Consider the following 13641-nt stretch of genomic DNA (forward strand, 5'->3'; position numbering starts at 1 on the left):
GCAACCTGCGGGTCGTCGACGCGAGCGTGATGCCCGCCGTCCCGTCGGGCAACTGCCACACCGCCCGGACCGCGGGGGCCTGGATCAGCCGAGTTCGACGTCGTCGACGGTCCAGAACCAGTTGTTGGTGCCGGCGTAGCGGAAGCTGATCCGGACGTCGGTGGCGCCGGCCGGGACCTGGAGGGGCAGGGACTCCGCCTTGGCGATCGCGTCGGCGGTATAGGTCTTGACGACGGTGGGGGTGGCGCCGTCGTAGGAGACCAGGACCTGGGCGGTCTGGCCGGCCTCGTGGCGGTAGTGGGTCCGGAAGGTCAGGTTCCTCGTGCTCCCGCCGGTCACGGCCCACTTGGGGGTGATCAGGGTGGAATCGTAGGAGCCGGTGTGGGGCTTGTCGTCCCACTCGTCGGAGTCGGCGACGGCGAACACGTCGCGGGAGCGGACGTTCAGCTCGCGCCACTGGTCGCGCTGGGACTGGCTCCAGAACTCGTCGGTGGCGAAGGCCCAGCCGGCCCATTCGGTGACGCCGCCGGTGCCCATCGCGGAGTTGTCGACGGACCAGCCGGCCGGCGGGGTGTGCGTGAAGCCCTTCGCGCCGGCGGGGATGCCCGTCTCGTCCACGCGGCCCTGGAGGGCGGGCCGCAGGGTGTCGAACGGGTCGTCGTCGGGGGCGCCCAGCGGGATGCCGTCGATCGCGGAGCCGGCGTCGGCGCCGACCTGGGCGAGCGCGGTGGCCGCCACGTCGACGAGCTTGACGTCGGTGCGGACCGAACCGGCGGGAATACCCGCTCCCTTGGCGATGACGAAGGTGCCGCGCTCCTGGAGGGTGGAGCCGCCGTGGCCGCCGGCGTCGGTGTGCCCGTGGTCGGTGGTGACCAGGATCTTCCAGTTCTCCCGGGCGTACGTGGGGCGGCTCTGCACGGCGGTGAGCAGCTGGCCGACCATCGTGTCGACGCGGCCGATCGCGTCGAGGTACTGCCGGCTGGCGGCTCCGTAGGAGTGTCCGGCCGAGTCGACCTGGCCGAAGTAGACGAAGGAGGCGTCCGGGTTCTGGTTGCGGAGCTCGGCGGCGGCCGCGGTGGCGATCTTCGGGTCCTCGTTGCCGTAGCCGTCGCGGTCGCCCTTGAGGCTGAGGCGCTTGTCGACCTTGGCGGAGAAGACCGGGCCGTTCTGGTCGGTGGAGGTCAGGGGCTCCCAGTCGGCGGCCGCGTACGTGTTGAGGGCCGGCTTGGCGTTCTCGATGCGGGTCAGGAAGTCCGGGTGGGCCGTGTAGTTCTTGCCGGTGAAGGTGTTGTCCTTCACGCCGTGCTTGTCGGGCCACACGCCGGTGGCGATGGTGGACCAGCCGGGGCCCGAGGAGGTGGCGGCCATCGGGTTGGCGTAGAGGGTGCTCTTGGCGGTGAGGCCCTGCGCCATCAGGCCGTTCAGGTGGGGGGCGTCGGCGGCCTTGACGCGGTCGAGGACCACGCCGTCGATGCCGATGACGAGGACCTTGTCCGTGGTGGCGGTGGCAGCGGCGGTGGCGGTGTGGGCGCCGAGGGTGGTGGCGAGCAGGGCCGTGGCGGTGGCGGTCACGGCGAGGGCGCGTCCTGACAGGACAGTGGGCACGTACTCCTCCGGGAGTAATCGTGGGAATGCGCAGGTGGGCGTGCGCCGGGGCCGGACCGAAGGTGCGGTCTTCGGTCCAGACCTGTTATGCAAGCGTCACTTTCCTGGTCGTGGGTGACCAGGAGGCGGCCAATCAGCTTCCGGTTGCCGACTTCCACGCGTCGACGTAGCCCGCGAGGTTCTTGTCGATGTCCGCCCAGTCCGGCTCGAAGACCTCGACGCCGCTCATCAGCCTGGTGAGTTCGACGGCGTTGGCGTCGGTCGGCTTGACGTCGGTGCGTGCCGGGAAGCCGCCGCCGACCTCGCTGACCAGCTTCTGGGCGTCCTCGCTGAGCAGGTAGTCGAGGAGCTTCCGGCCGTTCTCGGTGTGCGGGGCCTTGTCCACCAGGCCGGCCGCGTACGGCAGGGCGAAGGTGGTCGGCTTGCCGCCGTCCTTGGCGGGGAACCAGATGCCCAGGTTCGGCATGGACTTGGACTGTGCGAAGTTCATCTGCACGTCGCCGTTGGCGACGAGCAGCTCGCCCTTGTCGGTCTTCGGCGCGAGCTTGCTGGTGGAGGAGGACGGGCCGACGTTGTTGGCCTGGAGCTTCTTCAGGTAGTCCATCGCCGGCTCCTTGCCGCCGAAGTCGTGCATCGACTTGACGAGGACGGCGGTGCCGTCGCCCGCGACGCCCGGGGTGGAGTACTGGAGCTTGCCCTTGTACTTGGCGTCCAGCAGCTCCTCCCACGTCCGGGGCGCGTCCGTGAGCTCCTTCTTGTTGTAGACGAAGCCGAAGTAGTTGTTGACGACCGAGGTCCACGTGCCGTTGGCGGCCTTGTTCGCTCCGTTGACCTTGTCGGAGCCCTGCGGCTTGTACTCCTGGAGCAGGCCCTTGCCGTCGGCCTGCTGGATGAAGGGCGGCAGGGTGACCAGGACGTCGGCCTGGGTGTTGGTCTTCTCCCGGACGGCGCGCTGCACCATTTCGCCGGAGCCGCCCTCGACGTACTTGACCTGGATGCCGGTTTTCTTGGTGAAGGCGGCGAAGACCCTGTCGTACCAGCCGTCGCCCTTGTCGCTCTTGAGGCCGTCGGCGCTGTAGACGGTGACGACCTTCTCGCCGCCGTCCTTGGACTCGGAGGAGGAGCCCGCGCAGGCGGTGAGGCCGGCGGCGAGCGCGAGGCTTCCGGAGACGGCGGCGGTGGTGCGCAGGACGGTACGGCTCACGGGGGTTCTGGACATGGAACTTCCTTACGGGAAAAAGGGAGTCAGCGGTAGGAGGCCCTGGTGCGGATGCGGGAGACGGCCAGGAGGACCAGGAGGGTGGCGGCCATCAGGACCACGGCGACGGCGGAGCCGCCGAACAGCGACCCGCGGTCGGTGGCGGTGAAGATCCGGACCGGGAGGGGCGTCCAGTCCGGCGGGTAGAGCATCATCGTGGCGCTCAGCTCCCCCATGGACAGGGCGAAGCACAGTCCGGCGGCCGCCGTGAGGGACGGCAGCAGCAGGGGAAGTCTGACCCGCCACAGCACGTACGCGGGGCCGGCGCCCAGGGAGGCCGCCGCCTGTTCGTACGCGGGGTCGAGACGAACGATGGCGGCCGAAACCGACTGGTGGGCAAACGCCGTGACAAGAATCGTGTGCGCCAGGATCACGATCGAGCTGGTGCCGTTGAGCAGCAGCGGGGGCTTGCTGAAAGCGACCAGCACGGCGAGACCCACGACGACGGACGGGACGGCGACGGGCAGCATGAACAGGGCGTCCAGGGTCCGCCTTCCGCGCCGTTTCAGCCCGGCGGCGGCCAGCGCGGCCCAGGTGCCCACGGTGAGTGCGAGCAGGCTCGCGACGAGGGCGGTCACCAGCGAGGTGGTCAGCGCCTGGAGGGATTCGCCCTGCACGGCGGAAGCGTAGTTTGCGGTGGTCGGGCCGGAGGGGAAGGCCCCCGACCAGTGGGTGGCGAAGGACGCGGCGACCACGACGAGCAGGGGCAGCGCGAAGAGGGGCAGGAAGAGGAGGCCGAACAGGACCCAGGCGGCCCAGCGGCCGGTCCGGCTATGCACCAGCACGCTTGCTCACCACCCGGTAGAGGCCGAACAGGCCGACGGAAATCGCGATGTTGACGACGGCGACCACGCAGGCGGCCGAGTAGTCGGATTCGAGGATCGCCTTGCCGTAGACGAGCATCGGCAGTGTGGTGACGTCCTTGGCCCCGGTGAACAGGACGATCCCGAACTCGTTGAGGCACATGACCAGGACCAGGCTGCCGCCGGCGGCGAGCGCCGGGAGGGCCTCGGGGAGGATCACCCGCCGGACGATCCGGGCGGGCTTCGCACCGAGCGAGGAGGCCACCTCCAGCTGGGCGGTCTCCAGCTGGGAGAAGGCGGCCAGCAGCGGCCGCATCACGAAGGGGGTGAAGTACGTGATCTCCGCGAGCAGTACGCCCCACGGGGTGGTGAGGAAGTGAAAGGGCCCGTCGGCGGCGCCGGTCACGCCGGTCCAGACCCCGTTGGCCATGCCGACCGTGCCGTAGAGGAACAGCAGGGCCAGGGTGATGAGGAAGGAGGGGAAGGAGAGGAAGACGTCGATGAACTTCGCGACGGCCCTCGCTCCGGGGAACGGGACGAAGGCGATGATCAGCGCGAGGACGAAGCCGAGGACGAGGCAGCCGACGGTGGCCCCGGCGGCCAGCCAGACCGTGGTCCCGAGCGCCTCGCGGAAGGCGTGCGAGCGGAAGACGGAGGCGTAGGCGTCGAAGGCGCCGCCGCCGGTCTCCGGGGTGAGGGACTGCCGGACGACCAGGGCCAGCGGGTAGAGGAAGACCAGCGCGAGCACGGCCACGGGCGGTACGGACCACCACCACCCGGCCACGCCACGGGCGCCCCGTCGGGGGCCCGGCGGGTGCACGGCGTCAGCCATCCGACACCCCGGCGGCCAGCAGCACCGCGTCCCGCGGTGCGAAGTGCAGCGTCACCCGGTCGCCCAGCGCCGGGGTCTCGCGCAGCTCCGGCAGGTCGGCCTTGATCCGGTGGCCCGCGACGTCCACGTACAGCCGGTGCGTGGAGCCCCGCCACTGGACCTCGGCGATCGTGCCGGTCAGCGCGTTGGGACCGGCGCCGAGGCCGAGCAGGTGCGGCCGCACGCACAGGGTCGCGCTCGCACCGGGAACGGCGCGCCCCCGGTCCAGCTCCAGGGGCCGCCCCGCGAAGAGCGCCCCGGAGTCGGCGACCGTCACCGGCAGCAGGTTGGCGTTGCCGACGAACGACGCGGTGAACTCGGTGCGCGGCGCCCGGTACAGCTGCTGCGGAGTGCCGCAGTCCTGGACCCGGGCCTTGTCCATGACCGCGATCCGGTCGGCGAGCGTCAGCGCCTCCACCTGGTCGTGGGTGACGTACAGGATCGACACGTCGGGCAGTTCCCGGTGCAGCCGGGCCAGTTCGGCGAGCATCCCGGAGCGCAGCTGCGCGTCGAGCGCGGACAGCGGCTCGTCGAGCAGGAGCACCCCGGGCCGGATCGCCAGCGCGCGGGCGATCGCCACGCGCTGCTGCTGCCCGCCCGAGAGTTCGCGCGGGTAGCGCCGGGCGTAGGACGCCATCCCGGTCATCTCCAGGGCCTCGGCGACCCGCCCGGGTATCTCTGCCCTGGGGGCCTTCTGCGCCTTGAGGCCGAACGCCACGTTGTCCTGCACCCGCATGTGCGGGAAGAGCGCGTACTGCTGGACGACCATGCCGATGCCGCGCTTGTGCGGCGGGAGCGCCGTGACGTCCCGGCCGCCGATCAGCACCCGGCCCGCGGCGGGCCGTACGAAGCCGGCGACCGCGCGCAGCGCCGTGGTCTTCCCGGACCCGGAGGGGCCGAGCAGCGCCATGACCTCGCCGGGCTCGACGGTCAGGTCGAGCCGGTCCAGCACGGTGGCGGCGCCGTACGCGACGCTGACGCCCTCGAAGCGGATGCCGCTCACGCCGACTCCAGCAGGATCTGCGGCAGTTCGGCGACCGAGCCGAGCACGTGGGTGGCGCCGTGCCCGGTGAGCGCCGCACGGTCGTGGGCGCCGGTGAGGACGCCGGCCACGATGCCGGCACCGGAACGGCGGCCGCTGAGCATGTCGTAGGCGGTGTCGCCCGCGACGACGGTCTGCCGTACGTCGTCGACGGCTCCGGTGCGCAGGAACGCGGCCAGCACCATGTCCGGGTACGGGCGGCCTCGGCCGCCCGCGTCGGCGGGGCACAGGGTGAGGTCGGCCAGGCCCTGCCAGCCGAGGGCGTCGAGGATGGCGTCCTGGGTGACGCGGGCGAAGCCGGTGGTCAGGACGACGGTGCGGCCGTCGGCGCGGAGCCTCTCGATGGTCTCGCGGGCGCCGGGGACGGGGGCGATCAGCCCGCTGTCGACGAGCTCGCCGTACGCCTCCTCGAAGGCGGAGTTGGCGCGCCGGGCGAGTTCCTCCGTGCCGAAGAGGTGGCGGAAGACGGAGATCTTCGACTCGCCCATGGTGGCGCGGACGTACCGGAGCCTGGCCTGGTGGTCCGCGGTGCCCGGCTCGACGCCGAGGTGTTCGGCGGCGCGCTCGAAGGCGCGCTCGACGAGGCCGCCGTCGGCGACGGTGGTGCCGGCCATGTCGAGGACGACCAGGTTGCGGGACGTCGGGGTGCTCGGATCTCCCGGGGTGTTCGGGGTGTTCGGATCGCCCGGGGTGCTCGGGGTGTTCGGGGTGCTCATGTTCTCTACCAGCCCAGTTCGTTCGCGGTGGTCTCGGCTATGGCGGGCGAGCAGGTCATCCCGCGCCCGCCGGGTCCGGTCACCAGCCAGACGCCGTCGGCCACCTGCTGGCGGTGGACGACGCGGGTGGTGTCGGTGCACTGCGCGTACACGCCGGCCCAGCGGTGCCTGATCTTCGGCAGCGGGCGGCCCAGGAAGGACTCGACGACCCCGGTGAGGTGCTCGTACGGGTCTTCGAGGGTGTCGAACGCGAAGGGGTGCTCGTACTCGTGGGTGTCGCCGATCGTCAGCCCGCCGTCCCGGCGCTGGACCATCAGCAGCTGCATCTTGTGCGCGGCGGCGACCGGGGCCTGCGCCTGCCCGGCGTTGAGGGCGTCGAGGGCGTCGCTCTCGTACGCCGGGTAGTAGCGGAAGCTGTCGGCGTCCGCGACGGAGGTGGTGAGCGCCTCGCCGAGCGGGGCGGTCTGCATCATCTGGAGCCGGACGCGGCGCACGGGCAGGCCGGGGGCCAGTTCCCGGACCAGTCCGGACAGCCAGGCGCCGGTGGCGAGGACGACGGCGTCACCCCGGTGGACGTCACCGTGGTCGTCGCGGACGGCGCCGGCGCCGACGACCTCGCGCACCTCCCGTCCGGGCAGGAAGGTGTACCGGCCGCTCGCCCGGAGGGCCTCGCGCAGGTGGAGCTGCGCGGTGCGCGGCTCGACGGCCGCGTCGCGCTCGCACCACAGGGCGGCTTCGAAGGCCCCGCGCAGCGCGGGGTTGAGCTTCCGCGCCTGCCCGGCGGTGACGAGTTCGTAGCCCCGCGCGGCGGCATCGGGGCGGGCGGCGGCCGCTTCGGCGACCGCGTGTTCGCGGGCGTTGCGGACGGGGGTGAGGGAGCCGGTCGCACGGAAGCCCAGGCCGGGCACCCGTGCGCCGATCCGCTCCCAGAGCTCGCGGGCCCGCAGGGCGGTCTCCAGCTCCTCTCCCCCGGCCCGCCCGCTGACCCAGATCTGGCCGAAGTTGCGCAGTGACGCGCCGCGGGCCTCCGCTTCTCGCTCGATCTGGACGACCTCGTGGCCGCGTTCGACTGCTTGCCAGGCGTGCATGGTGCCGACCACGCCGCCTCCGACGACTATGACTCTCACGCGCTCCACGGTGGCCGCGGCCCGTGGACCGGGGGGATCCCGGCGGCAACGGGATGGTGAACAGCCTCCGACGCTTGGACTAGACCCGTTACCTCCTCGTGATCTGAATCCGCGCTCCATACATCCCTTTTCGACGCCTTGGCGGTGATCCGCTCAGGCCTGGCCGGGCCGCAGATGGGTCGTGAAGCTGAACCGGTCGCCACGGTAGAGCGAACGCACCCGCTCCAGGGGACGCCCGTCCTGGTCCCGCGAGAAACGGTGGATGAGCAGCATGGGCAGGGCCGGCGGGGTGCCGATCAGCAGGGCCTCGCGGGGGGTCGCCAGGACCGTCTCCAGCTTCTCGTCGGCGTCCCCGAAGGAGATCCCGAGCCGGTCGAGGAGGTACCCGTAGAAGGAGGAGTCCGGCGGGAACTCGCTGCCGAGGCGGGGCGCCCGCGCCACCCGGATGTACGTGCTCTCCAGGCCCACCCGCTCGTCGTCGGCGAGCAGGACGCGCTCCAGGTGCCAGACGGGCTCGCCGGGCTCGGCACCGATGCCGGGAGCCAGCTCGGGCGGGCAGGGGAACTGCTCCAGCCCGATGAGGTTGCGGCCGGGCCGGCGGCCCTGGCGGCGTACGCCCTCCGTGTAGCTCGCGAGCGACAGGGGCTGTTCGAGCTTCGGACCGGCGACGACCGTACCGCGGCCGGAGCGGCGCAGCCGTCCCTCCAGCAGCAGCTCGCGCAGTGCCTGCCGCACGGTCTCGCGGGACACCTCGTACCGCTCGGCGAGATCCCGCTCGGTGGGCAGCAGACCGCCCTCGCCGAGGTCGTCGAGAAGGTCCGCGATCAGGGCCTTGACGGCGTAGTACTTGGGGATGCGGCCGTGCTCCGGGATCCCGGAGCGCACGGCCGAGCCGGGCCGGTGGTGCAGGTTCTGTTCTTCCACCCTGGGACTGTACGCGGGCCGGGTGTACGGAGATCAGCGCGCCGGAGTACCCGGGGTGCGCGGAGCCCCGGCGGGGCCGCGGGTCCCCGCACCGGCCGGCGTACCGGCGGGCGTTCCGGGGGTGCGCAGCCGGCGGGACGCCAGCAGGAGCCCTGCGCCGGAGGCCACGGCGACGGCCGCGCCGGCGCCGAACGCCCAGTCGCGGGGGCCGGTGTGGGCGAGGGAGCCGGCCGCACCCTCCTCCGCTCCGTCCGGGCCCTCGACCGAGAAGCGGTAGGCGCCGGCCTCGCCGATCCAGTCGCCGTCGTCGCCCTTGCGCTGGACGAGGGCGGCATCGGCGATGACCTCCCCGGCCGGGGTGCCGGGGGCGAACGCCAGGCGGACCTTGACGGTCAGGGAACCGCCGGCCCGGACGGCGAAGCCCGCGAAGGCCTCGCCCCCGTCGAAGACGGCGATGATCTCGTCCCGGTCGCTCCGCTCCAGGCTGACCGGGAGCATCCCGCCGGGGGCCTCGAACTCCATCCGGAAGTGGGCGGGGAGCAGCGCACGGGCCTTGTCCGTGAACACCACGACGGGGTGGATGGCGGTGCACTCGGAGTTCGTCGTGTTCGTGAGGTCGAGGTACCAGGTCTGCGGCCCGCCGCCGGTCCGGTACACCGCCGGTCCGCCGCGGATCCGCGCGCCGATGGGGAAGGCGCTGCTCTTCCCGTCGCCGCAGGTGGCCTCGATCCGGGACGGCAGCGCGGGCGCGGGCCGGGCGCCGCCGCCGTTGCCGATGTCCGCGGCGGCGTACGGCACGCAGACGGCGAGGGCGGTGGTGGCCAGGACGGCGGAGAGGGCAAGGGCTTTGCGCAGTCGCATGGAAGACCTTCGCTTCGCTGCTCGCCGGACGGGACGGTACGGGGACGGACGGGACGGTACGGGCGGGCCCGGGCCGTCCCGGGCGGGGTGCTCGGGTGCCCGGTCGGGGGGCTCCGGGCGGCACGGGCCCGGGTGATGATCGAACGAGGCGACAATCATCCCGGCCTGCCCGCACCCTCCCACGCCCCCCGCACCCCCTCCGGCCGCCACGCCTGCCGGCGCACCGCTTACGCCTGATCGGCCCCACGGCGGCGTTCAGCCGAGGAAGAGCGGCAGTCCCGTCGCCCGCGGGCCGAGTGCGGCCGGCTCGGCGGCGGTCGGCGCCCGGTGCCCGGTAGCGACCAGCAGTGCGTCCCGGCCGGTGAACGAGGCGGGGACGGGGGCGGGGACGGGGCGCCGGCGATCTGCTCCAGCAATGCGCGCGACCGGGCCGGGCCCGCCGGGGCGGGGGTACGGCGCGTGGGCACGGACGGGATCCGGGCCCGCCCGCGTTCGAGGGGCGGGCGCTCGAAGGGGCGGCCGCCGTGGCGTGGCGGCGGCCTTGCGGAGTGCTCAGCCCACGCGTCCGAAGAGGGGGGCCAGGGCCAGTTCCGCCGCGCCCTCGGCGACGCCGTCCTCGGACGCCGCGACGTCCGGAACCGGGCCGCCCAGCGTGCGGGCCTCCAGGACCCGGCGGACGCCCGTCGTGAAGACCTCCGGGGCGGAGTCCACCACCCGTCCCCCCAGCCACACCCGGTCCACGTCCAGGAGTGCGACCACGTTCGCGGCCCCTTCGCCCAGGATCCGCGCCGCGCCCTGGAGGTCCCCGCGGGCCACCGCGTCGAGGCACAGCACCTCCGCGCACCCGTGGCCTCCGCACCGGCAGGCCGGGCCGTCCAGCACCAGGACCTGGTGCCCGAACTCCCCCGCCGCGGACCGTTCCCCCCGGAAGACCTCGCCGCGCAGCCGCAGCCCCGCTCCCAGGCCGGTGCTCAGGTGCAGGTACAGGGAGGTTCCGGTGGACCGGCGGCCGGGGACCGCGGCCCCCGCGTTGGTGTCCTTGTCCAGCACCACCGGCGGGGCGTCGGGCCCGAGCCGGTCCGTCACCGCCTGCCGCAGCGGGAACCCGTCCAACTCGGGGTATCCCGTCACCCGGCCCAGCACGCCGGCCCGCCAGTCGAGCGGTCCCGGCGCGGCGACGCCCACGCCCAGCAGGGACCGTGCGCCCGCCTCCCCGCACAGCCGGTCCACGGCCCGCACGACCTCGTCCGCGACGGCGTCCGGGCCGGCCGCGAAGTCCAGGGGGCCGCGGATCCGCTCGACGACGGTGCCCAGCATGTCCACCCGTACCGCCCGCATCTCGTCGCGGTCGGCGTGCACCCCGACGGCGTGCCGTGCGCCGGCGGCCAGCTGGAGCAGCGTCCGCGGCTTGCCCCCCGTGGACGCGCCGCGGCCCGCTTCCGAGACGAGCCCCTCCGCACGCAGCCGCGCCGTGATCTTGCTGACGGCCTGCGGGGTGAGGCGCGTGAGGGCGGCGAGATCCGTCCGGCCGAGCCCCTCGATGCCCGCCTCACGCAGCAGGGCGAGCACCAGCGCGTCGTTGTGGCCGCGCACCGCCGGTAGGTTCGCGCCGCTTCCGTTGCTCCTGCTGCCCCAGTCCACCTCTCCATTGTCCACCCTCCTTGCACTTAAGCAACACTGTTGCCAAAGTGGACGCATGAACGCCTCCCCCTCCGCTTCCCCCACGCGGTCCGACGGCCCCCTCCACGACGGCCCCCTCCGTGTCGGTCTCATCGGCTACGGACTCGCCGGCTCCGTCTTCCACGCGCCGCTCGTCTCGGCCACCGACGGGCTCGTCCTCGACGCGGTCGTCACCTCCGACCCCGGCCGGCAGGCCCAGGCGCGCGAGGCGTACCCCCACGCCCGCGTCGTGAGCACCGCACAGGAGCTCTGGGACCTCACCCCCGCCGTCGATCTGGTCGTCATCGCCTCCCCCAACAAGACCCACGTCCCCCTCGCCACGGCCGCGCTGAACGCCGGCATCCCGGTCGTCGTCGACAAGCCGCTGGCCGCCACCGCCGCCGAGGCCCGCACTCTCGCCGCGCTCGCCGACGAGACCGGCACGTTCCTGTCCGTGTTCCAGAACCGCCGCTGGGACAACGACTTCCTCACCCTGCGCCGCCTCATCGCGGACGGCGAACTCGGCGAGATCCAGCGCTTCGAGTCCCGGTTCGAGCGGTGGCGCCCGCAGCTCAAGGGCGGCTGGCGCGAGTCCGGGGCCCCGGAGGAGATCGGCGGCCTGCTGTACGACCTGGGCAGCCATGTCGTCGACCAGGCGCTGGTGTTGTTCGGCCCGGCCGTGCGCGTGTACGCGGAGACCGACGTACGCCGCCCCGGCGCCGAGGCGGACGACGACACCTTCATCGCCGTCACGCACGCGAACGGCGTCCGCTCCCACTTCTACGTCAGCGCGACCACCGCGCAGCTGGGTCCGCGTTTTCGGGTCCTGGGCTCCCGGGCGGGCTACGTGAAGTACGGGCTCGACCCGCAGGAGGCCGCCCTGCGCGACGGGCACCGGCCGGGCGACGAGGGCCCGTGGGGCGAGGAGCCCGAGCACCTGTGGGGCCGGGTGGGCTCGGGCGAATCCCCGCTGACCGGCGGCGGGGCCCCGGTCCCGACCCTCCCGGGCGACTACCCCGCGTACTACGCGGCGGTGGCGGCGGCCCTGCGCGAGGACGGCCCGGCGCCGGTCACCGCGCACGAGGCGGCGCAGTGCCTGGAGGTGCTGGAGGCGGCGCGGACTTCGTCCCGGGACGGGGTGACCGTGGAGCTGAGCCCCACCTTGTCCTGAATGTGGACAGTTTGAGGGTCACGGGCGATCTATCCTGCACAGGTTGTAGATCATCACGCGCGTGAAGAATGGAATTCGTCTGTGAAGCTGCCCCGGATCGCATCGGTCGTCGCCACCGCCGCGATAGCCCCGGCCGTCCTGCTCTCGTCGCCCGCCTTCGCCGCCGACGTCCCGTCGGGGGGCACGCCGGCCGGGCCGGCCGTGCCGGACCGGTCCACGGGCGAGGCGGACGGCAAGCGGACGGACGAGCGGGCGGGTGAGCAGGCCGGCGAGCGGGCGGGCGAGGCGAAGTCCGGCCCCGCGGACGAGCAGGGGCGCAAGCCGGCCGCGTACCCGGCGAACCCCGCGAACCCGCAGCCGGAGAGCCCGCAGGCGGCGAAGGACCGGGCCGCCGTCGAGGCGATCCTGGCGGATCCGGCGAGCGGGCCGGGCGTACGCGAGGCTGCCGAGAAGGCGCTCAAGGGCTCGGCGGCGGACCTGCGGACGTTCCTCGATGTGGAGTGGGCCCGGCAGCAGCTGGAAGACGACAGGGTGCGGGTCTCCCGGATGATCGAGGCGGGCGGCCGGGCCGTGCGGGAGGCCGGCAAGGAGGCCCTGAGGACGAACACCCGGGCCGCGCTGACCGAGTTCCTCCTGCACGGGCAGCACAAGGCCCGCTTCGAGGACGACCGGGTCGAGATGCTGCGGATGCTCGACGGGGCGGGCCGGGGGATCACCGAGGCGGTCAACCGGCTGCTCGACAGCGGGACGCCCGAGGAGGTCCGCGCGTTCGTCGCGACGGGCCAGCACAAGATCCGGGCGGTGGACGACCGGGTGGCGCTGTTCACGATGCTGAACGGCGCCGGTCCGGGTCTGAAGGAGGGCATCATCAAGCTGCTGAACGGCAACCCGAGCCCGGCGCAGCTGCGTACGTTCATGACGACCACGCAGCACGAGCTGCGCGACGAGGACAACATGGTCCTGATCTGGGCCATGCTGAACGGCGCCGGCCCGGAGCTGAAGAAGGCCGCGATCAACGCGGTCAACGGCACGCCCGCGGACCGCGCCGAGTTCCTGAAGACGGGGCAGACCACGGCCCGCGACAAGGACAGGGCCGCCGCCGGACAGACCGGCACCGGAACGGGCAGCGGTACGGGCAGCGGTACGTCCACGACCGGTGCGACCGGTACGACCACCACGGCCGCGACCGCCACCGGAACGTCGGCCACCGGCAACACCCGTACGACGGCGGCGGGCGGTTCGGGCGCGCTCGCGAGCACGGGCGCCGGGACCGCGACCGCCCTGATCGCGGGCGGCAGCGCCGCCGCGCTGGGCGCCGGCGCGGGCCTGGCCTACGCCGCCCGGCGCCGCCGTGCGGCCGCGCGGGGCTGAGCCGGGCGTGCACGCGTGACGGGGCGGGCCGCGCTCGGCGGCCCGCCCCGTACCCCTTTCGGGGCGCCGGGCACTACGCGCTCTTGAACTCCTGGCGCTGGCGGCCGAGGCCCTCGATCTCGAGCTCCACGACGTCACCGGCGCGCAGGTACGGCTTCGGCTCCGGCTGGCCCATGGCCACGCCGGCCGGGGTGCCGGTGACGATGACGTCGCCCGGGTACAGGGTCATGAAC

The 13641-nt window shown here is 73.4% G+C and carries 13 protein-coding genes; 2 read left to right on the forward strand and 11 right to left on the reverse strand.

Features of this window, described 5'->3' with window-relative positions; translation table 11 throughout:
• Positions 1–84 precede the first annotated feature (84 nt).
• From ACFXA3_RS09915 to ACFXA3_RS09960, 10 genes are all read right to left on the reverse strand, one after another.
• Positions 85–1605 carry an alkaline phosphatase family protein gene (locus ACFXA3_RS09915; protein ID WP_385184421.1) on the reverse strand — a complete coding sequence of 507 codons (1521 nt, stop codon included), beginning with the start codon at positions 1603–1605 and terminating at the stop codon, positions 85–87.
• A 133-nt stretch (positions 1606–1738) separates the two neighbouring features.
• Positions 1739–2824, reverse strand: a complete 1086-nt coding sequence (locus ACFXA3_RS09920) for a 2-aminoethylphosphonate ABC transporter substrate-binding protein (RefSeq protein WP_385184424.1) — start codon at positions 2822–2824, stop codon at positions 1739–1741.
• A 26-nt stretch (positions 2825–2850) separates the two neighbouring features.
• The gene (locus ACFXA3_RS09925) at positions 2851–3648 is read right to left on the reverse strand and encodes an ABC transporter permease (RefSeq protein ID WP_385184427.1); all 798 of its coding nucleotides are present in this window, start codon (positions 3646–3648) and stop codon (positions 2851–2853) included.
• Positions 3635–4498 carry a 2-aminoethylphosphonate ABC transporter permease subunit gene (locus ACFXA3_RS09930; RefSeq protein ID WP_385184429.1) on the reverse strand — a complete coding sequence of 288 codons (864 nt, stop codon included), beginning with the start codon at positions 4496–4498 and terminating at the stop codon, positions 3635–3637. The genes ACFXA3_RS09925 and ACFXA3_RS09930 overlap by 14 nt, the downstream gene beginning before the upstream one ends.
• Positions 4491–5540, reverse strand: a complete 1050-nt coding sequence (locus ACFXA3_RS09935) for an ABC transporter ATP-binding protein (RefSeq protein ID WP_385184432.1) — start codon at positions 5538–5540, stop codon at positions 4491–4493. Before ACFXA3_RS09935 ends, ACFXA3_RS09930 begins: the two co-directional genes overlap by 8 nt.
• Positions 5537–6295 (reverse strand): phosphonatase-like hydrolase, encoded by a 759-nt coding sequence (locus ACFXA3_RS09940; RefSeq protein ID WP_385184435.1) that lies wholly within the window; start codon positions 6293–6295, stop codon positions 5537–5539. Before ACFXA3_RS09940 ends, ACFXA3_RS09935 begins: the two co-directional genes overlap by 4 nt.
• A 5-nt stretch (positions 6296–6300) precedes the next feature.
• Positions 6301–7422 (reverse strand): TIGR03364 family FAD-dependent oxidoreductase, encoded by a 1122-nt coding sequence (locus ACFXA3_RS09945; protein ID WP_385184438.1) that lies wholly within the window; start codon positions 7420–7422, stop codon positions 6301–6303.
• Positions 7423–7575: 153 nt separating this feature from the next.
• The gene (locus tag ACFXA3_RS09950) at positions 7576–8346 is read right to left on the reverse strand and encodes a GntR family transcriptional regulator (RefSeq protein ID WP_385184441.1); all 771 of its coding nucleotides are present in this window, start codon (positions 8344–8346) and stop codon (positions 7576–7578) included.
• Positions 8347–8379: 33 nt separating this feature from the next.
• Positions 8380–9207, reverse strand: coding sequence for a hypothetical protein (locus ACFXA3_RS09955; RefSeq protein WP_385184444.1), 828 nt, complete (start codon positions 9205–9207; stop codon positions 8380–8382).
• A gap of 552 nt (positions 9208–9759) precedes the next feature.
• A complete protein-coding gene (locus tag ACFXA3_RS09960) occupies positions 9760–10863 on the reverse strand; it encodes an ROK family protein (RefSeq protein ID WP_385184447.1) in 1104 nt (367 codons plus the stop codon).
• A gap of 40 nt (positions 10864–10903) precedes the next feature.
• Between ACFXA3_RS09960 and ACFXA3_RS09965 the strand changes: the two genes are divergently transcribed.
• Together ACFXA3_RS09965 and ACFXA3_RS09970 are read left to right on the forward strand one after the other, a co-directional pair.
• The gene (locus ACFXA3_RS09965; RefSeq protein WP_385184450.1) at positions 10904–12037 is read left to right on the forward strand and encodes a Gfo/Idh/MocA family oxidoreductase; all 1134 of its coding nucleotides are present in this window, start codon (positions 10904–10906) and stop codon (positions 12035–12037) included.
• Between the two features lie 81 nt (positions 12038–12118).
• On the forward strand, positions 12119–13408 hold the full coding sequence (locus tag ACFXA3_RS09970) for a hypothetical protein (protein WP_385184453.1): 1290 nt from the start codon (positions 12119–12121) through the stop codon (positions 13406–13408).
• 73 nt (positions 13409–13481) lie between these two features.
• Here the strand turns inward: ACFXA3_RS09970 and ACFXA3_RS09975 are convergent.
• Positions 13482–13641 (reverse strand): fumarylacetoacetate hydrolase family protein (locus ACFXA3_RS09975; protein WP_385184456.1); only part of this gene is annotated, 160 nt, incomplete at its 5' end.

The sequence above is a fragment of the Streptomyces sp. NPDC059456 genome (genome assembly GCF_042750055.1).
Taxonomy (GTDB): domain Bacteria; phylum Actinomycetota; class Actinomycetes; order Streptomycetales; family Streptomycetaceae; genus Streptomyces.

Coding starts and splice junctions, on each gene's coding strand:
- ACFXA3_RS09920 (WP_385184424.1), bottom strand. CDS start 2,824: ATGTCCAGAACCCCCGTGAGCCGTACCGTCCTGCGCACCACCGCCGCC.
- ACFXA3_RS09930 (WP_385184429.1), bottom strand. CDS start 4,498: ATGGCTGACGCCGTGCACCCGCCGGGCCCCCGACGGGGCGCCCGTGGC.
- ACFXA3_RS09940 (WP_385184435.1), bottom strand. CDS start 6,295: ATGAGCACCCCGAACACCCCGAGCACCCCGGGCGATCCGAACACCCCG.
- ACFXA3_RS09955 (WP_385184444.1), bottom strand. CDS start 9,207: ATGCGACTGCGCAAAGCCCTTGCCCTCTCCGCCGTCCTGGCCACCACC.
- ACFXA3_RS09965 (WP_385184450.1), top strand. CDS start 10,904: ATGAACGCCTCCCCCTCCGCTTCCCCCACGCGGTCCGACGGCCCCCTC.